Source organism: Acinetobacter sp. Brlt_5 (genome assembly GCF_051949055.1).
Taxonomy (GTDB): Bacteria; Pseudomonadota; Gammaproteobacteria; order Pseudomonadales; family Moraxellaceae; genus Acinetobacter; species Acinetobacter indicus.
On record NZ_JAYJLP010000018.1, the window covers coordinates 39440 to 62618 of the forward strand.

18 protein-coding genes and 1 pseudogene are annotated in these 23179 nt (G+C 43.8%); 7 read left to right on the plus strand and 12 right to left on the minus strand.

Annotated elements, in window-relative coordinates; genetic code table 11:
* Positions 1–17: 17 nt before the first annotated feature.
* The 8 genes from VF685_RS11920 to VF685_RS11955 all read right to left on the minus strand — a co-directional run bounded on the left by VF685_RS11920 (position 18) and on the right by VF685_RS11955 (position 9968).
* Positions 18–1301 carry a glycosyltransferase family 4 protein gene (locus VF685_RS11920; RefSeq protein ID WP_286385243.1) on the minus strand — a complete coding sequence of 428 codons (1284 nt, stop codon included), beginning with the start codon at positions 1299–1301 and terminating at the stop codon, positions 18–20.
* Positions 1302–1468: 167 nt separating this feature from the next.
* Positions 1469–1888 carry a hypothetical protein gene (locus tag VF685_RS11925; RefSeq protein ID WP_005182377.1) on the minus strand — a complete coding sequence of 140 codons (420 nt, stop codon included), beginning with the start codon at positions 1886–1888 and terminating at the stop codon, positions 1469–1471.
* Positions 1889–1902: 14 nt separating this feature from the next.
* A complete protein-coding gene (locus tag VF685_RS11930; protein WP_127799068.1) occupies positions 1903–4203 on the minus strand; it encodes a fimbria/pilus outer membrane usher protein in 2301 nt (766 codons plus the stop codon).
* Between the two features lie 20 nt (positions 4204–4223).
* Entirely contained in the window at positions 4224–4928 is a 705-nt protein-coding gene (locus VF685_RS11935; RefSeq protein WP_005182375.1) for a fimbrial biogenesis chaperone, read from the minus strand.
* Positions 4929–4997: 69 nt separating this feature from the next.
* The gene (locus tag VF685_RS11940; RefSeq protein ID WP_005182374.1) at positions 4998–5519 is read right to left on the minus strand and encodes a hypothetical protein; all 522 of its coding nucleotides are present in this window, start codon (positions 5517–5519) and stop codon (positions 4998–5000) included.
* A gap of 1112 nt (positions 5520–6631) precedes the next feature.
* A complete protein-coding gene (gene ilvC, locus VF685_RS11945; protein WP_005182373.1) occupies positions 6632–7648 on the minus strand; it encodes a ketol-acid reductoisomerase in 1017 nt (338 codons plus the stop codon).
* 104 nt (positions 7649–7752) lie between these two features.
* On the minus strand, positions 7753–8244 hold the full coding sequence (ilvN, locus tag VF685_RS11950) for an acetolactate synthase small subunit (protein ID WP_005182370.1): 492 nt from the start codon (positions 8242–8244) through the stop codon (positions 7753–7755).
* A complete protein-coding gene (locus VF685_RS11955) occupies positions 8241–9968 on the minus strand; it encodes an acetolactate synthase 3 large subunit (RefSeq protein ID WP_035363671.1) in 1728 nt (575 codons plus the stop codon). Before VF685_RS11955 ends, ilvN begins: the two co-directional genes overlap by 4 nt.
* A gap of 707 nt (positions 9969–10675) precedes the next feature.
* On the opposite strand from VF685_RS11955, the gene VF685_RS11960 reads away from it, so the two are divergent.
* The 7 genes from VF685_RS11960 to VF685_RS11990 all read left to right on the plus strand — a co-directional run bounded on the left by VF685_RS11960 (position 10676) and on the right by VF685_RS11990 (position 20558).
* Positions 10676–11029 (plus strand): DUF4124 domain-containing protein, encoded by a 354-nt coding sequence (locus VF685_RS11960; RefSeq protein WP_005182363.1) that lies wholly within the window; start codon positions 10676–10678, stop codon positions 11027–11029.
* Between the two features lie 127 nt (positions 11030–11156).
* A complete protein-coding gene (leuS, locus tag VF685_RS11965) occupies positions 11157–13778 on the plus strand; it encodes a leucine--tRNA ligase (RefSeq protein ID WP_127799888.1) in 2622 nt (873 codons plus the stop codon).
* A 393-nt stretch (positions 13779–14171) separates the two neighbouring features.
* A complete protein-coding gene (locus VF685_RS11970; protein ID WP_005182353.1) occupies positions 14172–14699 on the plus strand; it encodes an LPS-assembly lipoprotein LptE in 528 nt (175 codons plus the stop codon).
* Positions 14696–15685 (plus strand): DNA polymerase III subunit delta, encoded by a 990-nt coding sequence (gene holA, locus VF685_RS11975; RefSeq protein ID WP_163142809.1) that lies wholly within the window; start codon positions 14696–14698, stop codon positions 15683–15685. Before VF685_RS11970 ends, holA begins: the two co-directional genes overlap by 4 nt.
* A 118-nt stretch (positions 15686–15803) precedes the next feature.
* The gene (locus tag VF685_RS11980; protein ID WP_005182348.1) at positions 15804–17147 is read left to right on the plus strand and encodes a MacA family efflux pump subunit; all 1344 of its coding nucleotides are present in this window, start codon (positions 15804–15806) and stop codon (positions 17145–17147) included.
* Positions 17148–17149: 2 nt separating this feature from the next.
* A complete protein-coding gene (locus VF685_RS11985; protein WP_005182346.1) occupies positions 17150–19129 on the plus strand; it encodes a MacB family efflux pump subunit in 1980 nt (659 codons plus the stop codon).
* 10 nt (positions 19130–19139) lie between these two features.
* Complete coding sequence (locus VF685_RS11990; RefSeq protein ID WP_163146117.1) at positions 19140–20558, plus strand: efflux transporter outer membrane subunit; 1419 nt, start codon at positions 19140–19142, stop codon at positions 20556–20558.
* 29 nt (positions 20559–20587) lie between these two features.
* On the opposite strand, the gene VF685_RS11995 is transcribed toward VF685_RS11990, so the two are convergent.
* The 4 genes and pseudogenes from VF685_RS11995 to VF685_RS12010 all read right to left on the minus strand — a co-directional run bounded on the left by VF685_RS11995 (position 20588) and on the right by VF685_RS12010 (position 23079).
* Positions 20588–20911 carry a hypothetical protein gene (locus VF685_RS11995; RefSeq protein ID WP_440203655.1) on the minus strand — a complete coding sequence of 108 codons (324 nt, stop codon included), beginning with the start codon at positions 20909–20911 and terminating at the stop codon, positions 20588–20590.
* 455 nt (positions 20912–21366) lie between these two features.
* Positions 21367–22117, minus strand: a pseudogene (locus VF685_RS12000) (putative type VI secretion system effector).
* 2 nt (positions 22118–22119) lie between these two features.
* Positions 22120–22770 carry a hypothetical protein gene (locus VF685_RS12005; RefSeq protein WP_205779455.1) on the minus strand — a complete coding sequence of 217 codons (651 nt, stop codon included), beginning with the start codon at positions 22768–22770 and terminating at the stop codon, positions 22120–22122.
* A gap of 3 nt (positions 22771–22773) precedes the next feature.
* Positions 22774–23079 carry a hypothetical protein gene (locus VF685_RS12010; protein ID WP_205779453.1) on the minus strand — a complete coding sequence of 102 codons (306 nt, stop codon included), beginning with the start codon at positions 23077–23079 and terminating at the stop codon, positions 22774–22776.
* Positions 23080–23179 lie beyond the last annotated feature (100 nt).

Consider the following 23179-nt stretch of genomic DNA (forward strand, 5'->3'; position numbering starts at 1 on the left):
AAGCTTGAGCTTAAAATCTAGGTCGTCATATGCGACTCCTGCACCACCCGATAAAGTGCCTGTTCAAATTGTTGGATCGGATATTGCCAGCCGATATGCTGGGTAGATTCACGGGCTTTTTTACCCATCTGTCTTAATACTTTTGCGCTTGGCAACTGATAAATCGAACGCATAATTCCGGCGACATCACCCAGTGGACTAAGCCAGCCGGTTTCATCTTGCTTGACATGCAAATTGGCGCAGGCATAGTCATACGCCACAACTGGCAAGCCACTGGCCATGGCTTCAAGCACCACATTGCCAAAGGTTTCTACCTGACTGGCAAAGACAAACACATCTGCACTGGCATAAGCTTCAGCCAGTTTTTGCCCGCTTAAGCTGCCCATAAAAATGACCTCGCCATCGGTGTTCAGCCCTTCCAGACGTTTCAGGTCTGGGCCATCGCCTACCACCACCAGCTTGGTTGGATATTTGACAATGGCCTGCATGGCCCGATAGGCATCAATCACCACATTCACTTCTTTTTCTGGCGACACCCGGCCCACATAAATCAGCACCCGGGTCTGTTCATCGGCGCCCCAACGTAAACGTAAGGCTTCTGAACGATGTTGCGGTGAGAACCTGTCGACGTCGACCCCACGACCAACGACCACCAGTGGGCCTTCCACACCAAACTGGCGTAAAGACTGCTCGGTATCAGTACTAGGCACACAGGTCAGTTGCGTATTGTTATGGAACCAGCACAGATAACGCTGGATCGGTTTAACCAGAAAAGCCAGGTCAAAAAAGCGGCTAAAGTCCTGAAAGGCAGAGTGAAAACCGCTAGATACCGGAATCTGCTTGGATTTTGCCACCTGTAAAGCAGCCAGACCCAGCGGCCCTTCGGTCACCACATGCACGATATCTGGCTCAAACTCATCCATGGCGGTAGAGAGTTTATACAGCTGTGGCCAGCCAAACTGCAGATGGCCATATTTCGGAATAGACTGCGCCTTGACCAGACATTCTTTGTTGGGACTAAAATCGGTACAAGGTTGTTTTTGTTCAGGACGAATCAGTAGAATTTTGTGTCCCAGTTTTTGCAATCCTTTGCACAGTTGTAATAATGAATTGGCCACACCATTAATTTCTGGCGGCCAGGTTTCTGTCACTAACGCAATTCTTAAACGAGGTCGCACCAGCTCTTCAATTTCAATAACTTCATTAATCGCGTTTTTTTGTTTTTCCTGTTTAAAATAAAATTTAAAATTCTCAGGAATATTAGGCGACTTTAATACCAGTGTGCGTGAAGACGCTGACATCCGCGTATTCCTCTGTTGTTGTTGTCTGCCCAGCATAATCCTTACAGTTTGCAGTTTTATGATAAATTCATGAAATTAATTTCATACATGTATCAAACTCGTGGTATTGCACCCGCCTGGTTAGAGCCTTGGAAAAATATTCGATATTTCCAATATTTAAAGCATAATTAAAACATCAAATTAATATATAGACTGTCCCGGTATACACCGGCAGGTGTTCTTGCCGTTGGACGTTCCATTAATTGAACCAACACCACAAATTTATCTTGACCAGTGGGGGCCTGACTAAGCGGAACATTCCAGCGTGAAGAGCTGGCACCACTAATATTCATCTGGGTTCTGAGCTTATAATTCTTCTCATTCACCAGATAACTGCTGCCTGTACTATTCACCAGATTTCGGCTATTAAATTTAATAGCATAACGACTATCACAATTCACCGAAAAGGAAGTCGCAGCCTGACTTAAATAAGAGGCATTCAAATTCAATTGGGTTGCCGTTAAACGCTCAATTTGGCATTGTCTCGCATGTGCCAGAGACAGACTGCTGCTGATACAACAGACTAAAAACAGTACACTCGCTTTCATCACCCCTACTCCTTTTATTTACACACAAGTTCAACCGGTACAGTTATATCTTGTGCCTGAGCTGAAACCTGTAATACAGCGCTACAGGTTTGCGCCTCTCGGGTTTTAATCCGGACACTATAATTCCCTGGAATCAAGCCATATAAAGTGACCGTTCCATCCGAACCAATCGGATAAACCTCGCCACCTTCATTGTTAATATGCAGCTCTGATCCCGGTACAAAACTGCGATTTTGGACATCTACCGGCCGGATACGAACCTGTTTAGCATGGAAAACCGGGAAATTGATTTTGTAGCCGCGCTGGTTTAACGCGGTAATTTGTTTACTTGAATAAAGAATTTTATCTTCGATAGGTAACTGATTTTCATCAAAGGCAATGTCGTATTTCACATAAGGAATAATGTCATGCACAAAGGCATAGCCGTCTTTGTTGGTTTTATCGACATAAACCAGTGAGCGTAGAATATCAATATCTTGATAATCCCCGACTTTGACCAAACCAAAAGCATGTTCAACAATTTTGGTAAAACTTAGCTGATTACCCAACCAGACAACAGCACCACGATAAGCCAGTTGCGAGTCACGCGTTTCCTTGCCCTGAACATGGTAAAAATCTAGATCACCCACCTTGGTTTTCAGCAGGCCATTTACATTATAAAGTGTGTCATCATTGCGATGATTCACACCGACAGCATAGTCAAAGCCGACCTGACTCGAGTCACTTTTTACCAGCTGCAGGTTGGTGTTCTGGTCTGCAGACTGACTAAAATAGACGGATTTATCATTATCAAAATTATAACTAAGAGATAATATCCCGCCAGAATCTTTACGATCGCCAAAGGCATTGAAATAACTGAGCCCGACAGCAAATTGGCGTCCAAAATTCCGGTTAAATCCAACATTGATCACCCGCTGGTTCTGCTGTTCAAATTCAGGATGATCATAGTATTTCTGTTCAGCATAGTTCAGATTAATATTGTGCACATAAGGCACATTGGTCAGCCCTAAATACACCAGATTTTCAAATTTTGGATAATTCGAAACATTGTCCAGATCATCGCCTAAAAACTTAAAATCCCGTTCGGTATACTTGGAACTGGCACCCAGTGAAAAATTCCCGAAATCTTTGCTGGCGGATAAACCATAGGAATAGTTCATCTGATTCCGGTCATCATGCGAGGCCATGACCACACTATCTACAATTAAAATATTACTAATGGCCTGAGTCCACATAACCCCTGCATTCTGAATATCTTCACTATAGGACAGGTTGGTTCCCAAGGTGGTTGCGTTAGACAGCCCCCTGCGGTAAAAGCCATTAACAAAGAAATCCCGATAATCGCTACTGTCCAGATTGTAGTTATAACGCAGCTTACCTAAGGCAATATTATATTCATCTAGGCCATCACGTAATAAACGGTTAGTGACCAGCACCGGAAAAGTTTGCACACTGCGATTACCTAAAACATCTTCAACTACAATTTGTGCATCACCCGCCTGCTGAATTTGCGCCCCTGTTTCCAGCATGTAATCACCCGGGCTGACTTTCTGGCTATAAATACTCACCCCGTTAATAAACAGCTCAACAGTAGATGGAATACGCGCGCTACCCTGTAAGGTTGGAATATTCCAATAGACAAAACTTGGACGCTCGGTGTAGTTGGTTCCCCAGTTTAAACCGGCAAAACGCAAAGAGTTAATTAACGGGTTATAGGTTGTTGTGGTGTCGCCCAGGGTTAGACGGGTCATGCTTTCCGGAAATTCCAGATCAAAACTGCTATTTAAACGTACCACCTGCTCCTCGACAGAGGTATTCTGATACAGCACCGAATTCTTGAGAATCCAGTAATCTTTAAAGATCCCCAACTCGGCCAGACCACTATAAGCTTCATTTGAATCGCTGTTGGCATAGACCCAGTCATAATTCATAAAGCCACCAAAACTGGCTTTTTCAGGAATCACTTTCTGGTTAAAAACGTTTAAATCGGATTGAAAATAGTGAGTGGGGATGGTTAATTTAATGGACTGCGATGAACTATCAAAAACCGCTTGAATATCGCCTTCACTGACCAGACAGAAATCCGCACGCTGCTGATGTTTCTTTAACTTTTGCACTTGAATTTGCCGTTCGGACAGCACATCACAACCCATATAATAATGCTGCCCTTCTGTGATTAAAATAATATCAGTATGATGATCAAGTTCATTAATCCACAGATTGGCAAGACTTTCTTCTATCGGATTTTCATTCGCATTCGCTGCGAAGCTAAATAAAATATGAACAACAATAAACCACCGATTTTTTATATTCATCGCAAATTCCCCTTATACCGCTAGTCCGAGAATTTAAGCTCCACCATGTTATCGTTCTTATCCGTAAAAAATTGGACAGTATACTTTTTTGGATCTGCAATCTTGGTTCCATTTAACTCATAGCTGTAATTCATTTTGGCCAATAAGTAAGCCATAGTATCGGCCTTAAACACTTCCTTCTTATTGGCATCAACAATCTTCAAATTATTAATCTGAACATGCGAATTGGCCTGATTTTGTGCAACCAGCCGGTTATTCTCAATATTAAATTTAACGTTCGTATCTTCCTGCTTACCGACAAATAAAGGCAGGTTAAAGCTGAGCAGAAAGTTAACTGAGGTTTCTTTCACGGCCTGTGGAATTTCTTCCACCAGAATGCGCCATGCACCCTCCTGATTACCGGTGAGTACCGACTCTAAAGGACGATTAAAACCAACACGGATAGTCTGTTTGCCATTCGGCTGCAGAATAAAGTTTTTGGGATTTAAAATAAGGGTGTCATCTGGTACCAAAACATTCTCACCATTGCCTTGTTGCGTCCATTTAAAGGCTTTAATTTCAAAAATTTTTGCTTCAGTTTCATCTGTAGATTCTAAAGTAAGCGTTGTGGTTCTTTGTTTAGCCTGACTGTTGATATACATCTGAACCGGATCAATAGAAACACCTGCATAACTTGCAGATACATAACACAGCGATGAAACTAAAAAGGCTATTATTTTTTTCATATTATTCCCCAGCTTTTATAACGAAAAAGCCTAACTTGGTCCGAAGACCAAGTTAGGCGAAACACTAAATTAGTAGAACACTTTGATTTTATAAGTGTCTGAATATGTACCTGCACGCTGGAATGGAGCTACTGCCGAGTTAGTAACCGAAACAGTATAGACATCATCTGCTAGACCAGCATGGTTACTGCTACCCCAAGCAATCGCACCACCACCTGTTTTTGTTGTTGTGATTGTAGTTGGAATACGTACTGTGCCATCATCTTCATGCTTAACATATGTACTTGCATTGGTACCATTGTTTGCAGTTGTAATATTTAATACATAGTGAGTATTACTTCTTACTGTATAGTTAGATGTTTTGGTACCACCGGCTTTGCTCAACTCAATTGCTGATCCGCCTTTAATTTCACATTTTTTTGGAACTTCTAGTTTAATTGGAATATCTTTTTCACAACCTAAAGTTGTACAGCTATTCCAGTTATGTTTACCGCCTGGTTTACCAGCTGTTTCAGCTTCTGTTGCATAAATTGCTGATGAGCAAGTACCTGCAAATAATACCGCCATAGCTGTTTTAATTAATGTAGACATGTCGTGTTTCTCCATAACTTTAATATAAGAACCATTTTTCTAATCACTCACCCAAACCAGAATGTCTTTAGACTGATTAAAACCCGATCCTGAGCAAGTCCTTTTATTGTAGGTATTCCACAGAAAAAACCATCTATACGGGATTTTTCACACAAGACTAAGTGTTTATTTTTTAAAATTATTTTTCTTTTTTAATCGACTGTTTTTGGACTAATTCTCTTTTTTTGGTGACCCAAATTCTCCTTGCTACTTGGGTCACTATTTTTAGGGATTTTTTTCTACCTAGTTTTTTAAGATAAAAACAAATAGATGTTTTTTATAAAAAATATTAAATACCCTTAATAAACATTCCTTTACATTTATTACATTTTTTTTTAGTTTCCCTCGAAATATTAGAATTTTCCACCAAAAATTAGTTGAAATTTCACATATTCTTAAGAAGCCTGACAATTTAAACAGATTATTTGATTGTTATTTTAAATATAAAATACTTAGTAATAGGGATAGCCTTATTCAATAAACTGTTAGGGAGAAATAATAAAATACATAAACCCCATCAGAAAAAACCAAAGCAGCCCAATCTGTTTTATTCCTGATTCATTTTTTACTTTTTTCGCATTTATTCATTTTTCACTCGACTTTTAATCTGAGTAAAAAATAATTCTTCTAAATAAAAGTATTTTTCAGCCAATTTAGTGACCCAGCGTGATTAGCCATCTCACTCAGTACAGTAGTTATTTTTGGGGCAGATGATCTGGCAGCGACGTCAAAGCAGCACTTTAAGTGAAGCGTAAGAAGTAAAAAACAGTGTTTTGTATGAAGTACAAGGAAGAAAAGCACTCCTTTGAATGAAGCAAGGCACACAATATTAAATGTAAAAAAACCACTCTAGTGAGTGGGTCTTCGCGTTCAAATCAAATGATTCGAGAAATTAGTTCTTTTCTTTGTCTACGATTTTGTTTGCTTGAATCCAAGGTACGAAAAGTAAGGGAAAGCATTGCTTTGCCTTACTTTGAGGCACGGAAGTTAACTTAACTCAGTAAGCTCTATTTTTAAATGACATAAAAAAGCCCCTGTGAAACACAAGGGCTTTTTGGCTCAGAAATTAGAACTTAGTTCTTTTCTTTATCAACGATTTTGTTTGCTTGAATCCAAGGCATCATCGCACGCAATTTAGCACCAGTTACTTCGATACCGTGAGCAGCATTTTGACGACGACGAGCAGTCATAGATGGGTAGTTCAACGCACCTTCCTGGATGAACATCTTCGCGTATTCACCAGATTGAATACGTTTAAGCGCATTACGCATTGCTTCACGAGACTGTTCGTTGATGACTTCAGTACCTGTTACGTATTCGCCGTATTCAGCGTTGTTTGATACAGAGTAGTTCATGTCCGCGATACCGCCTTCGAACATTAAGTCAACGATCAATTTAAGTTCGTGTAGACATTCGAAGTAAGCCATTTCAGGCGCATAACCCGCTTCAACCAGAGTTTCGAAGCCCATTTTAACCAGTTCAACTGCACCACCACAAAGAACCGCTTGCTCACCGAACAGGTCAGTTTCAGTTTCTTCACGGAAAGAAGTTTCGATGATACCTGTACGGCCACCACCTACGCCTGAAGCGTAAGAAAGTGCAAGGTTACGTGCGTTACCAGAAGCATCTTGATGAATCGCGATAAGATCAGGAACACCTGAACCACGTTGGTATTCAGAACGTACAGTGTGACCAGGTGCTTTAGGTGCAACCATGATTACGTCTAAGTCAGCACGTGGAACAACTTGGTTATAAAGAACAGAGAAACCGTGAGCAAATGCTAAAGTCGCGCCTTGCTTGATGTTTGGCTCAATCACGTCACGATAAAGTTGCGCTTGGAACTCGTCTGGAGTCAAGATCATCACCACGTCAGCTTGTGCAACTGCAGCAGGAACTTCAGCAACTTTAAGACCTGAATTTTCAGCTTTTTTCCAAGAAGCTGAACCAGCACGTAAACCAACAGTTACGTCAACGCCAGAATCTTTAAGGTTAAGCGCATGCGCGTGACCTTGTGAACCGTAACCAATGATCGCTACTTTCTTAGATTGGATGATAGATAAGTCGCAGTCTTTATCGTAAAAAATTTGCATTGCTGTCTCCGCTTAAATGCTTTTGATTCCTGTCCGCTAGGGCAATTTCATTATTCAGCTTGCTAGCGCCTCTCCCAGCCGGGAGAGATGAATTCGTTGTTAAATTAAATAGTTAAAACTTTTTCGCCACGTGCGATACCCGATACGCCTGAACGCACCACTTCCAGAATGGTGTTCTCAGCCAACGCATCAATAAAGCCATCAAGCTTTTCTGTGGTACCGGCAATTTGAATGGTATAGGTCGTTGGTGTCACATCGACCACCTGACCACGGAAAATATCGGCAGTACGCTTGATTTCATCACGTGCTGAACCCAGTGCCTTGACTTTAATCAGCATCAGTTCACGTTCAATATGCGCACCTTCAGACAAATCTACCACTTTGACCACTTCAACCAGCTTGTTCAGCTGCTTGGTAATCTGCTCAATTTTGTGGTCATCACCATAAGTAGTGAGTGTCAAACGTGACAAAGTCGGGTCTTCAGTCGGTGCTACGTTCAGCGTCTCAATGTTATAACCACGTTGAGAGAACAAGCCCACTAAACGAGAAAGCGCACCAGCTTCGTTTTCAACGAGAACGGAAATAATGTGTCTCATTCTGTACGCTCCCCTTTTCCTAACCACATATCTTTCATGGACTGACCGGCAATCTGCATCGGATAAACGTGTTCAGTACGGTCAACCATCACGTTAATAAATACACATTTATCATTGATGGCCATGGCCTCAGCCAACTTCGATTCAAGCTCATCGGCATGGTCAATCTGGATTCCCACGTGACCATACGCTTCCATCAGCTTGGCAAAGTCAGGTAAAGACTCTACATATGAGCTTGAGTGACGACCTTCATAGTTCATATCTTGCCACTGTTTTACCATACCCAAGGCACGGTTATTCAGGCACAGAATTTTCACGTTTAAGCCGTATTGCTTACAGGTCGACAGCTCCTGGATACACATCTGGATGGATGCTTCACCAGTAATACACACCACCTGCTGGTCTGGATATGCCAGTTTCGCAGCCATTGCATAAGGCAAACCTACACCCATGGTGCCCAAGCCACCCGAGTTGATCCATTGACGTGGGCGCTTGTATTTGTAGTAAAGCGCACCAAACATCTGATGCTGACCAACGTCAGAAGTAATAATGGCCTCACCATTAGTCACTTTATCTAAAGCTTCCACCACCTGTTGTGGCTTCATGGTGCCATCAGTTGGCTTTTCATATTTCAAACCATGAACTTTACGCCATTCATTGATCTGCTCCCACCATGCTGCAATCGCTTCAGGATTTGGCTTCGACACATTCATCTGTTTCAGCTGTACCAGCATCTCCTGGAGTACAGGTTCAACTGCGCCCACAATTGGAATGTGCGCCATGATGGTTTTAGAAATTGTTGCCGGGTCAATATCAATATGAATGACTTTAGCATTCGGACAGAATTTTGCCGGATTGTTGGTGACACGGTCATCGAAACGCGCACCGACACACAGAATCACGTCTGCATTGTGCATGGCCATGTTGGCTTCATAGGTACCGTGCATACCGAGCATGCCGATGAATTGCGGATCATCACCCGGGAATGCGCCCAAGCCCATTAAGGTATTGGTCACAGGATAACCCAGAATATGCGCCAACTCAGTTAACTGTGCTGCGGCATTGCCCTGCACCACACCACCGCCTGAATAAATCACTGGACGTTTGGCATGAATCAGTTCATCAATCGCTTTACGGATTTGACCTGAGTGACCACGATGTGGTGGTTGATACGAACGCATCTTCACTTTTTCAGGATATTCGTAGGCAAATTTTTCTGCCGGATTGGTCGCATCTTTTGGAATATCAACCACAACCGGACCAGGACGGCCAGATGACGCGATATAGAATGCTTTTTTAATAATTGATGGAATTTCGCTGGCATGACGCACCTGGAAACTGTGTTTTACGATTGGTCGGGAAATCCCCACCATATCGGTTTCCTGGAACGCATCTTCACCAATTAAATGAGAAGCAACCTGACCTGACAGAATCACCATTGGAATGGAGTCCATATAGGCTGTTGCAATTGGGGTAACGGTGTTAGTTGCACCTGGACCTGAAGTCACCAGCACCACACCGGTCTTACCGGTTACGCGCGAGTAAGCATCAGCCATATGGCCTGCTGCCTGTTCATGGCGCACAAGGTAATGATTGATTTTGTCTTGTTGAAAGAACGCGTCGTAAATGTGTAAAACGGCGCCGCCTGGGTATCCAAATACATGTTCAACGCCTTCGTCCGCTAATGCACGAACGAGCATTTCACCACCAGATAAAAGTTCCAACGTGATTCACCCTAATCTTAATCACTGCGAAATGGGAGGCATTTGCAGCGTTTCATTAATTCATTGTTGCACTGTTATAGCACACATATTTCATAGTTTTCATCGCAATAGGAAAAATTTGTGATCTGATTGCTGATTGAGCAATATGAGATCTAAAAACATGTTGGGATAAACACGTTTCACAGCTTTGTTCAGCTTCTCGGCTAGAGAAGTTGCCCATTGCATGACATGACACTTATTCGAAGGGTGATCGATCTAAGGCATATAAAACTAAAGACAGCATTTTTGTAGTTTCGTCCCCTAAAGTCAAGTTTAAAAATTGGCTTTTTTCCTAAACTTGGCTGTGTGCCTGTTTTTTAAACATATCTGGTTTTCAAGCATTACATAGAAAAATTTAAATTTCCGTTATAAAACATGATATTTCATGTGCTTGCCTTTATTTCACATAAATTTTAAATATAAAATACATAAAAAAAATGAATGAATTTTATTAAATAAAAAATCGTTTATTTATAATTCACCCATCAAAATGGATCATTCTGCAGCAGTAAAATGGTTATTTCAGATACAACAGCCGAGGATATTCAGGCGCAGATTCATGCTGTTATTTTTCATCTTCCAGCCTAAAAATTAATCAACTTTGGCGCCAATTATTGCTAAGATAAACGCGCAGATTGATCAGCTGAATACAGCATGAGGATAACAAGATGAATCGCTCTATTTTAACTTGGGGATTATGTTCAGTAGTCGCACTGGCCAGCGCCAATGTGATGGCCAAACAGTACTACAAATGGGTCGATGCCAATGGTTCAACCCATTACACCACCACCCCGCCACCGAAAAATGCCAAGAAACACGGCAAAGTCGATACTTACGGCTGGCGCAACTCTGCCCCAACGACTTCAGCGCAAACGGCGGCAGCGAATAATACGCACAGTCCAACCACAGCACAGACAGCGAACACGCCAGCAACCGCTCCCGAGATGGATTCACAGCAACGTGAAGCCAATGCTGCCCTGCAGCAAGCCCAACAGGAACGTGCCAATCCGCAAGTTTTTTAAGTTTCTGCTTGCTCTGGCCCGATCAGTTAAATTTTTCCAGCAGAAACCGCCGCGCAAAATTCACTTTTCGCTGCATTTTGCGCTATGCTGTGCAACAAACTTTTAACCGTAATTCATTAATCCGTTTATGACTACTCATATTGACCCTGAATATCAAGCCAGTGCGATTGAACCTCAAGTCCAAAGCGACTGGGAAACTCGTAAAGCCTTTAAAGTTGCCGACACTGTAGAAGGTCCACGTCGTTATATCCTCTCGATGTTCCCTTACCCAAGTGGCAAACTGCATATGGGTCATGTGCGTAACTATACGATTGGTGATGTGATCAGCCGTTTCCACCGCTTAAAAGGCGAAACTGTACTGCAACCGATGGGTTGGGATGCCTTCGGTCTACCTGCTGAAAACGCAGCGATTGCACACCAGGTTGCACCAGCAAAATGGACTTTTGAAAACATTGATTACATGCGTAATCAGTTGAAAAAACTTGGTCTATCGATTGACTGGGATCGTGAATTTGCAACCTGTACACCAGAATACTATCGCTGGGAACAATGGTTATTTGTTCAGCTTTATAAAAAAGGTCTGATCTACCGTAAACTTTCAACGGTGAACTGGGACCCAGTCGACCAAACAGTACTTGCCAACGAACAGGTTGAAAATGGTCGTGGCTGGCGTTCAGGTGCATTGGTTGAAAAACGTGATATTCCAATGTACTACTTCCGCATTACTGACTATGCGCAAGAATTACTGGACGATTTAGACACGCTGAAAGACGGTTGGCCACAACAAGTGTTAACCATGCAACGTAACTGGATTGGTCGCTCACAGGGTATGGAAATTACTTTCCCTTCAGCGAATCCAGACGTGTATGCAGATGGCTTAACAGTCTTCACAACACGTGCCGACACCTTAATGGGTGTGACTTATGTTGCTATTGCAGCAGAACATCCGATGGCGCTTAAAGCAGCTGAAACGAATCCAGAACTTGCTGCATTTATCGAAGAATGTCGTATGGGTTCAGTTGCAGAAGCGGATCTTGCCACTGCTGAGAAGAAAGGCATGGCAACAGGTCTTTCTGTAAAACACCCTGTGACTGGTGAAGAAGTTCCTGTTTGGATCGCAAACTATGTGCTGATGTCATACGGTTCAGGTGCGGTGATGGCAGTGCCTTCACACGATGAACGTGACTTCGAATTTGCCAATAAATATGGCCTCACCATCAAACAAGTGATTGATGCCAAAGGCGCAGATGATGCGGAATTTGACGCAACTGAATGGCAAGAATGGTACGGCTCGAAAGAAGGCAAACTGGTTAATTCAGGCGAGTTTGACGGTTTAGACTTCCAGGGTGCATTTGATGCATTCTTGGCAAAACTTGAACCACAAGGTCTTGCCAATGTCAAAGTTCAATTCCGTTTACGCGACTGGGGTGTATCTCGTCAGCGTTATTGGGGTTGTCCAATTCCAATGATCAACTGTGACACTTGTGGTCAAGTGCCAGTGCCTGAAGATCAACTTCCGGTTGTACTTCCGACTAATGTTGTGCCTGATGGTTCAGGTAACCCACTCAATAAAATGCCTGAGTTCTACGAAACCAAATGTCCATGCTGTGGTGGCGACGCACGTCGTGAAACAGATACATTGGATACCTTCGTAGAATCTTCTTGGTACTATGCACGTTATGCTTCTCCAGACTTTACAGATGGCATGGTGAAACCTGAAGCGGGTCAAACCTGGTTGCCTGTGAACCAATACATCGGTGGTGTGGAACACGCGATTCTGCACTTGTTATATGCACGTTTCTTCCACAAATTGATGCGTGACGAAGGCGTGGTACAAGGCAACGAACCATTCACCAACTTGTTAACACAAGGTATGGTACTTGCGGATACCTATTACCGCGAGTCTGAATCAGGTAAGAAAACTTGGTTCAACCCTGCCGACATCGAACTTGAAAAAGACGAAAAAGGTCGTATCACGTCTGCGAAGTACAAAGAAGATGGTCAAGACGTGATCGTTGGTGGTCAAGAGAAAATGTCGAAATCGAAAAATAACGGTATCGACCCACAAGCGATTATTGACCAATACGGCGCAGATACTGCACGTGTGTTCATGATGTTTGCAGCCCCTCCTGATCAATCTTTAGAATGGTCGGATGCTGGTGTTGAAGGTGCAAACCGCTTCTTGAAACGTGTATGGCGTTTAGCGACAGGTTTCCTTGAACAAGGTAACACTGCTTCAAACATCGACAAAGCTGCACTTTCGACTGCTGCACAAGACTTACGTCGTAAAACACATGAAACCATCCAAAAAGTGGGTGATGACATCGAACGTCGTCATGCATTTAACACTGCCATTGCAGCGATGATGGAACTTCTAAACGCGAACAACAAGTTTGAAGCGAAAGATGACAATGACGTGGCTGTGGCTCGTGAATCCATCACCACACTTCTGACTTTGCTGGCACCATTTGCACCACACTTAAGCCAGACTTTATTGGCTCAGTTTGGCATTGAGTTAACCTCTGCTCAATTCCCGACTGTGGATGAATCTGCATTAACACGTAATACCCAAACCATCGTGGTTCAGGTGAATGGTAAGCTTCGTGGCAAACTTGAAGTGTCTGTCGATGCATCGAAAGATGACATTTTGGCACAAGCAAAAGCATTACCTGAAGTTCAACAATTCTTGACCGGTCCAACCAAGAAAGAAATTGTGGTGCCGAATAAGTTAGTGAATTTGGTGGTTTAATTCCTTAGGTTCCCTCTCCTCTCAGGAGAGGGTTAGGGAGAGGTGAAATATTAAAAGCACCCTCATCCTAACCTTCTCCCAAAGGGAGAAGGGAATATAAAGGAACAATCCCTCCCTTGCGAAGCAATGCTTCTCACCCTTTAAAAAAGGGAGGAGAACCCATTTTTTATAATATGGACCGTGGAAGTCCCCCTTTGTAAAAGGTGAGCCATATATGGCGCAAGAGGGGGACCTTTAAGGACGAATCCCTCCCTTGCGAAGCAATGCTTCTCACCCTTTACCAAAGGGAGGCTTAAAAAACACAAAGCCCGTTGCCAGTCAACGGGCTTTGCACATACAATCAAAACCTCATTTTATTTTTCGCTTGATTCAGGCCAACACAGAGGACAACACATGCATTTGGGCAAACGTGTCGCAGCTATTGTACTTACATGCGGTTTAGCTACTAGCCTGGTCGGTTGTGGTTTTCATCTGAAAGGCACCAACCCAACCGTCGCCCCGGTGGCCTATTCGAAAATGCGTCTGGCGCTGCCTGCCCAAGCGGAAGAATTACAGGAAAAACTGTCGATTTATTTGGGTGCCGCCGGTGTCCAGCTCAGCAATAGCAATGATGCCTATCTGCTGCGGGTACTCGACTATAGCCCGCGCCGTCTGGAATTAAATGGCAAGCTGGTCGAAACCATGCTGCGTTTAAATGTGACTTTCCGTATTGAAGATGCACAAGGCAATCCGGTAACTGAACCGCGTACCGTAGTCGCCACCCGAAGCTATCAATATGATGTCGCAACAGTGAACACCGATGATCAGGAACAGAAATTCCTGCGTGATGTGATCATTGATGATGTGGCCCAGCAAATTGTGCGTCAGATTTCATCAAACCGCTTACCTGCCGCATCGACCAGCCAAACTGCTGCACCATGAAACTGGATTACTTACAGGCCCTGAAACGGATTGATGATGCCCGGGGGGCCTGGGTGCTGCATGGTCAGGAACCATTACTAGAACAAAACCTGATTGATGCTTTTCGCCAAAGCTGGCAGAAGCAGGACATTGAACGTCAGCGCTATGATATTAGCAGCGTCAGTGACTGGAAAAATGTCTTTAATGCCTTAAACAGCCTGTCTTTATTTTCCACCCAACTGGCAGTTGAAGTGCATGGCAACATCAAGCCCGATGCCAGCAGCTTAAAACTGCTGAAAAACTACTTACAACAAGACAGCAATAACCTGCTGCTGGTGGTCATGCCCAAGCAGGATGCCAGCAGCCTCAAGTCAAGCTTTTTCCAGACGGTGGAGGCCAATGGCGTTTGCGTCGCCTTAACGGCAAATTACCCACGCGATCGTCAGCAGATTTTAGCAGTTGAAGCACAAAAACTGGGGATTCAACTGGCCAATGATGCCTGGCAATGGCTGGAACAGCATCATGAACACAACTTGCTGGCGGCCAAAAATAGCTTGATGCGGGTGCGCGATACATTTCCGGACCTTGAACAGATTCAGATTGAGCATTTATATGCCTGCCTGCAAGACCAGTCGCGCTATACCACTTATGATTTAAGCGATGCCCTTTTAGCCGGAAATCTGGCTCAATCTATCAAGATTTTTCAGTATCTGACTGCCTCTGGCGAGCCGATGAGCCTGATCTTATGGAGTATCAGCAAGGAAATGCGGCTTCTGATGCAACTGTTTGAGCAACCACAGAATGCCTTGCAACTGGGGATCTGGAAAAACAAGGTCAGCACTTACCAGCAGGCAGTACGCCGTTTGTCGCCACAAACGTTTTTAAGCTGGCCAGCGCTGTTATTAAATATTGATGCGGCTATTAAAGGCGTCAGTCAGGACAACCCGGAACAGCTGGTGCAGCAAGCCATTGCCAGTCTCTGTGGTCGGCCTTTATTTGCTGTTTAACAGGATATCCGGACCTACATAGAATAATTATCATTTGCAATGTCTTCAAAATATTCACGATTTATCCTTAATTCGCTTTTATAATTCCGTTTAATTCTTTTTACCTGTTTCGATGATCATGCCTAAAATAAAACCAACCAAACTCGCGCTTGCTGCGCTGGCCATTGTGGCACTTATTGCTGCAGCCTGGTTCTTTTTAAAACCTAAACAGGAACAGCCACAGTACATTACCGCTGCCGTCAGCCGTGGCGATATTGAAAATTCAGTACTGGCCACCGGTGTCCTTGAAGCCACCAAAATGGTCAGTGTCGGCGCCCAGGTGTCGGGACAGGTCAGAAAAATGTATGTTGAACTCGGCGATCAGGTCAAACAGGGCCAGCTGATTGCCCAGATTGATTCGGTACGTCAGGAAAACGAATTAAAAACCGCAGAAGCCAGCATTAAAAACCAGCAGGCCCAACTGGCGGTGCGTCAGGCCAATCTTGCCAAAGTCGAAGCTGAATATCGCCGACAACAGGCCATGTATGACCAGGATGCGACCTCACGTGCAGAACTGGAAGCCGCACTGGCCAGCTACAAAACCGCACAGGCCGATATTGCTGCCATTAATGCCCAGATTGAACAGTCCCGCTTAACCTTAGCCACCACACGTGAAGATTTAGGCTATACCCGTATTGTTGCACCCATGGATGGTACGGTCGTGGCGATTGTTACGGAAGAAGGTCAGACTGTAAACGCCAACCAGAGTGCGCCGACTATTGTCAAACTGGCCAAGCTCGACACCATGACCGTAAAATCGGAGATTTCTGAAGCCGACGTTATGAAAGTGGAAGAAGGCCAGCGTGTGTACTTCACCACCTTGGGCAACAGTGAGAAAAAACACTACGCCACCTTGCGTCAGGTTGAACCGGCACCAAATTCAATCAATACCGAGACCAATAACAGTTCATCCACTTCAAGCTCTGCGGTGTATTACAACGCCCTGTTTGATGTTCCGAATGAAGATGGCAAGTTGCGTATTGACATGACCGCACAGGTGTCAATTGTGCTGGATGAAGCGAAAAATGTCCTGATGATTCCAGCGGCAGCCATTCAGGCCTCTAACCGTCCACAGCGTAGCCGTGCCCCGGGTGCAGATCAGGCGCCGGCTGAACGCGGTGCATCTGAAGCTCGTGGTCAACGCCCGGCCGGTGACCGTCCTGCGCGCTTAACCCTGACCGAACAGGAACGTGCCCTGATTGATCAAGGCAAAGCTGCACTGGCAATGGTACGTGTCTTACAGGCCGATGGCAGCGCCAAACCGCAACAGGTCCTGACTGGCTTAAATAACCGGGTTAGCGTTGAAATCATCAAAGGTTTGAAAGAGGGTGATCAGGTCATTATTGCCGATGGTTCAGATACTTCAAACGATGGCGCCAAACGTAGTAACCGTGGTGGTCCTTCCGGCCCAATGAGAATGTAAGCATGAGTCAACAACAGCAACCTCTACTCGAGGTCAAGAATCTGACTCGTGAATTCCCGGCAGGTGAATCAACGGTGCAGATTCTCAAGGGTGTCGATCTGGCGATTTACCCCGGCGAACTGGTCGCGATTGTCGGCCAGTCCGGTTCGGGCAAATCGACCCTGATGAATATTTTAGGCTGTCTGGATAAACCAACCTCGGGCAGCTACCGCGTCAATGGCCGCGAAACCCGTGAACTGGAACCCGATGAACTGGCCCAGTTACGGCGTGAATATTTTGGTTTTATTTTCCAGCGCTATCATCTGCTGGGCGATTTAACTGCAGCGGGAAACGTCGAAGTGCCGGCGATTTATGCCGGTGCCGATGCCGATGAACGTCATCAGCGTGCAGAAAAACTGCTGACCGATTTGGGTCTGGGTGAGAAAACCCAGAACCGTCCAAGCCAGCTTTCTGGTGGTCAGCAACAGCGTGTTTCGATTGCGCGTGCGCTAATGAATGGCGGCGATGTGATTCTAGCCGATGAACCGACCGGTGCGCTGGACAAAAACAGCGGCATTGAGGTAATGCGGATTCTGCGCGAGCTGAATGCCCAGGGTCATACTATTATTCTGGTCACCCATGACCACAATGTCGCCAAAAGTGCCAGCCGGATTATTGAAATCAGTGACGGGAATATTATTTCCGATCAGCCGAATACGCCAGAAACTGAAGATGCGCCCCTAGAAAAACAGCAACTGCAACGCAATACACAAAAGAAAATTTCGTCCTGGCGCTCCGCGGTGGACCGTCTGGGAGAAGCCTTCCGTATGGCCTTACTGGCCATGAATGCACACCGGATGCGAACCTTTCTGACCATGCTCGGGATTATTATCGGGATTGCCTCGGTGGTTTCAGTGGTGGCACTCGGCAATGGTTCACAAAAACAGATTCTGGAAAACATCAGCAGTCTGGGTACCAATACCATCACCGTGTATCAGGGCCGGGGCTTCGGGGACAATTCACGTTCCTCTCAGGTCAGAACCCTGATTCCCGCAGATGCCGATGCGCTGGCGGAACAGCCCTATGTCGATGGGGTCAGCCCGTCGGTGAATACCAGCGTGACCGGACGCTTTAAGGAAATTGAAGCCTCGACCACCGTGAATGGTGTGAGTGAAGACTTCTTCTATGTACGCGGTCTGGATTTTAACAGCGGTCAACCTTTTGACCGGAGCAGTGTCCGCACTCAAGCCCAAGACGTGGTGATTGATACCAACACCCAAAAGACTTTCTTTAGTGACGGCTCTAACCCGGTAGGTCAGGTGATTTTACTGGGGAGCGTACCGAGCCGCATTATTGGGGTGGTCGATGCCCAGCAAGGCATGGGCGGTAATGCGGATAGCCTGAATGTCTATCTGCCCTACTCCACCGTTTTAAGCCGGATGCTGGGGCAATCGCATGTGCGCAGCATCATTGTCCGGATTAAAGATGAATATCCAAGTGCCGCCGCAGAAAATGCAATTTTAAGCCTGCTGGTCCAGCGCCATGGCGCGCAGGATGTCTTTACCCAGAATGCCGACAGTATTCGGGAAACCATCCAGCAGACCACTGCGACGATGACCCTGCTGATTTCAGCCATTGCCGTGATTTCTCTGGTGGTGGGTGGTATCGGGGTGATGAACATCATGCTGGTATCGGTTACAGAGCGGACGCAGGAAATCGGCGTTCGTATGGCGGTGGGTGCCCGACAAAGTGACATCTTGCAGCAGTTCCTGATTGAAGCCGTACTGGTCTGTATTTTAGGTGGTATTCTCGGGGTGCTCTTATCTTTAGGGATTGGACAACTGATTACCCAGTTCGCCGGCGGGACTTTCCAAATGGCTTACTCGACCACCTCCATTGTGGCAGCCTTTATCTGTTCCAGCCTGATCGGGATTGTGTTTGGCTTTATTCCTGCCCGTAACGCTGCCCGTTTAAACCCCGTCGATGCCCTGTCTCGAGAATAAGGATACTTTCATGCAATTGAATTTCAGTAAGCTTGCAACCGCCTTGCTATTGAGCAGCAGCCTGGTCGGCTGTGCGGCGGTGGTGAAAACCCCATATCAGGCACCCGCTGTGACTATTCCGGGCAGTTTCCAGAACAGTAAAGCGGTTAGCCAGCAGGTGCATGCCCAGGTTCAGGCCGATCAGTGGTGGACGCTGTTTAAGGATGCCCAGCTGAATGCCCTGGTTGAACAAACCTTGACGCGCAATAGCGATCTGGCAGTTGCGGGGATTAACCTGCAACAGGCTCGTCTACAGGCGGGACAGTCTCAAAGCCAGCAAGGGATCCGGATTGGAGATGCCAGCATTTCAACCGGGCACCGTTTTAGTCTGGATGGCGATGGTAATGCCTCGACCGGAATTTCTCTGGGCTATCCACGCTTGAGTTATGAACTGGATTTATTTGGCAAACTGGCCAACCAGACCGAAGCTGCGCGCTGGGAAGCCTTAGCCACCGAGCAGGATTTACAGGCCACAGCACAGAGTTTGATTGGTACAGCAGCAGAGCTGTATTGGCAGCTGGGCTATTTAAATGAACGTTATCAGGTGGTCCAGCAAAACCTGGCGACCGCACAAAAAACCTATGAACTGGTACAAGTACAGTATCGGGCTGGCGCGGTATCGGGTCTGGATGTAACCCAGGCAGAACAGTCGGTACAAAACCAGAAATCAACCTTAAGCCAGATTGAGCAGCAGCGTGTAGAAACCCGGACAGCCTTGGCGGTTTTATTAAACATGCCGGTGCAGCAGCTGAATATTCAGGAACCGCCGCGTTTACCACGTACGGCGTTGCCGGAGATTAGTGCCGGTTTGCCGGCAGAATTATTGGCGCGTCGTCCGGACTTACAGGCTGCCGAGTTACGCCTGCGTAAAGCCCTGGCCAATAAAGATGCCAATCGGGCCAGCTATTATCCATCGATCAGCTTGACTGGCGCACTATCAACAGGTGTGGGTGCCTCTACCTCACTAAGCAGTGCATTGCAAAATCCGGCCTTGACCTTGGGTGCAGGATTAAGTCTGCCATTTTTACAATGGAATGACATGAAACGTGATTTACAGGTCAACGAACTGGAATATGAAAAAGCGATTTTGCAGTATCGCCAGACCCTATATGTCGCCTTTGCAGATGTGGAAAATGCATTATCGGCACGTAATGAGCTGGATAAGCAGCTTGCCTTGCAAGCACGTAATGTCGAACTGGCTGAAAAGTCTGAACGGTTGACTGAAGTCCGTTATCGTAACGGCGCAGTGGCGTTAAAAAATCTGTTAGATGCACAGGAAACCACGCGTAATGCCCGTTTGTCTTTGGTGCAAACCCGTCAGAGTCAATATAATGCTTATGTAACTTTATTGCAGGCGCTGGGTGGAAGCCCGATACAATCATTAAATTGAAAAAAGCCCGTAAGGGCTTTTTTTATATTTCACTCATTTTTAAATTTATATTCAAGACCACTAAAAAAATAGAACCGCTTTAATGAATATTCCCATAGTATCAACATTAACAAAATACCAAAATAGACAAAAGCATTTGATTTAATACCTAACATTAACCCACCTGCATCAAAATAAAAAGGCGAATTAATAATTATAAAATAGGGCCCTATAACAAACATATACGAAATAAGTCCAAATTGAAAAAAAATCCCATCCCCCCATACTTTTCCGTGCTCAACTTCAAAATCATGAGTATAATTATCCAAATTATTGTCAATTACAGTATTATTTAACTTATAATGTTTTTGCATTCTTTTTATTTTTTTATTGACAAAGAAAAATCAATTAAGAAAAATAATAATAAAAAAACAAATATAATCCCCCAACCCTCAATTATTGTTAAATACACCCCACCCAAAACATAGAAAAAAACTATTAAAACATTTAACAAAACAAATTTAAAATAAAATTTAATATAATTAAAACGACCTAAAAACCAGAAAAAAAAACCTAGAATAATACTTAAAATAAGAAGAAAAGAATAACCCTTATGAACATATGAATAAATTACCAATAAAATAAAAAACAAAATCATAAATACAGACTTATTAATTAACTCAAATTTTTTCATAACACTCTCAATTGGCTTTGTTGCATAAATATGTAAGCATCTGATTTAAATAAATTTAATTTTGGGTCAAAAAAATAATCAAAACCCTTAAAATCATATAGTTATGAAATATTTGTGCAACAAAGCCTAAATACATTAATTTTTCTTTTCTTGTTCTGCTATATAAACTTCAGGATATGGGTCATCATCAATCGCATTACGGTATTCATAAACCGATTCTAATATTAATTTTGCATTATCATCTTGATGGCGAGCAGTAAGTAAATAAATCTTTTCAGGATTTTGGAAACCGTACATCTCAAAAACTTGTTCTGATTTTTCATTCAAATGTCGTAATGAATTGAATGCATTTTTCACAATAAACATAAAAATAAAATAAAATACAAGCTACAGCTAAAATTATAAACATTTTCTGGGTTAGATCACCAGCAAATATAAAAATTAAAAAAGCTCCAATAACAGTAATTGCATACCAAACTATTCCCCCTTTCATCATCGATTGATATGCGGGTTTATCGGCTGCCCCCATGCCCACTTGCATATGTAATAAACCCGTTCTTGGACTTAATACTGAACATAACTCATATACATTGGGTTCAATTTGTCGAGCAATACAAATGACATATTCACCTGCTTCAAACAGGGCACGATGAAACTGACCTACACACACTTTTCCTCCTATTTTCATCACAACAGTTTGGATATGTAAACGGCTTTGTGTGGCTAAAAAAACAGTTTGTGCACCCAAGGAAACACTACCAGCAACCGTACTTAAAATTGCTGAGGACTTAATTAAGCTATTCCCTGCATTTCCCAAAGTATTTAGCACGCCGTTATGAATTTCTAACGCTTCAATACGGCCTTCAAACTTCATCAAATCATACATACTCAAACACTCACTACTGCTTTTACAAACTCTTGATATTCTTCATCTTCATTTTTAAAAGGCCTTTCTTGGCTATTTGCTTTCCTAAACGGTGTTTTTTGGCACCAATCCTCGAATGCATTATCCAGCACATAATTTTTAAGAGCATACTCTAAAGCCACCAATAAAACGGAAATCACAGTCAAACCTGCTACTACACGTGCTCCAGCAAGAGCAGCAACAATAACATTTGAAGAAAATCTTACTGCTGTCCGATTTAATACACCCTTTCCGATATATGGTGCAACTGAGCTTGCGAATACTCCAGCTTGTCCTACAGTTAAAGCCAAACTCGTTAAAAGTCTTACATATGAAATGAGTATTATTGTCGTAGAGTTCGTTTCTTTAATATTCTTATAATCCACATACAAACCAATTACGCCTCCCATTGTTCCCAACGCTCCAGAAAAAATTCTAAAGGCTATTGTAGAGGAGGCTACTGCTTTTCCTTTGGTATGAAAATTTTCACCTATAGCTTCAAATGCAACAGCAAGTAAAGTCATAGATGAGCCAACCAGTTGTGCTGCAATTTCTGGTTTATTTTCAACATCTTTTTGCCAAGCGCCATATTGAAAATAAAAGTTCAACATCTCAAAGAAACCTACAATTGCCAATATTCAATTCTTCGTTATCTGCGGTGAATTTTTAACAGCTAAATTGACCTTTGTTCGAATATCTACAGTGGCAACGACTGAAAAACTCTGATTTCCAGCAACTACTGCTCTTGCCGCAGGGTTAAATTGAATATTATAAAACAACTGCGTAATTGGAATGTGTTTTGCAAGTGGACCTGACTTTAAATACAAAAGTCTAGAAATATGAATTTGACTTCCTTGAATTGCCATTGCACTAATTTGATTGACCTGTACTGTCCTCATTTTCAAATCTGAAAATTGTTTTAGTGCAGAATGGCTTTGTTGCATAAATATGTAAGCATCTGATTTAAATACATTTAATTTTGGATCAAAAAATAATCAAAACTTTTAAAATCATATAGTTATGAAATCTTTGTGCAACAAAGCC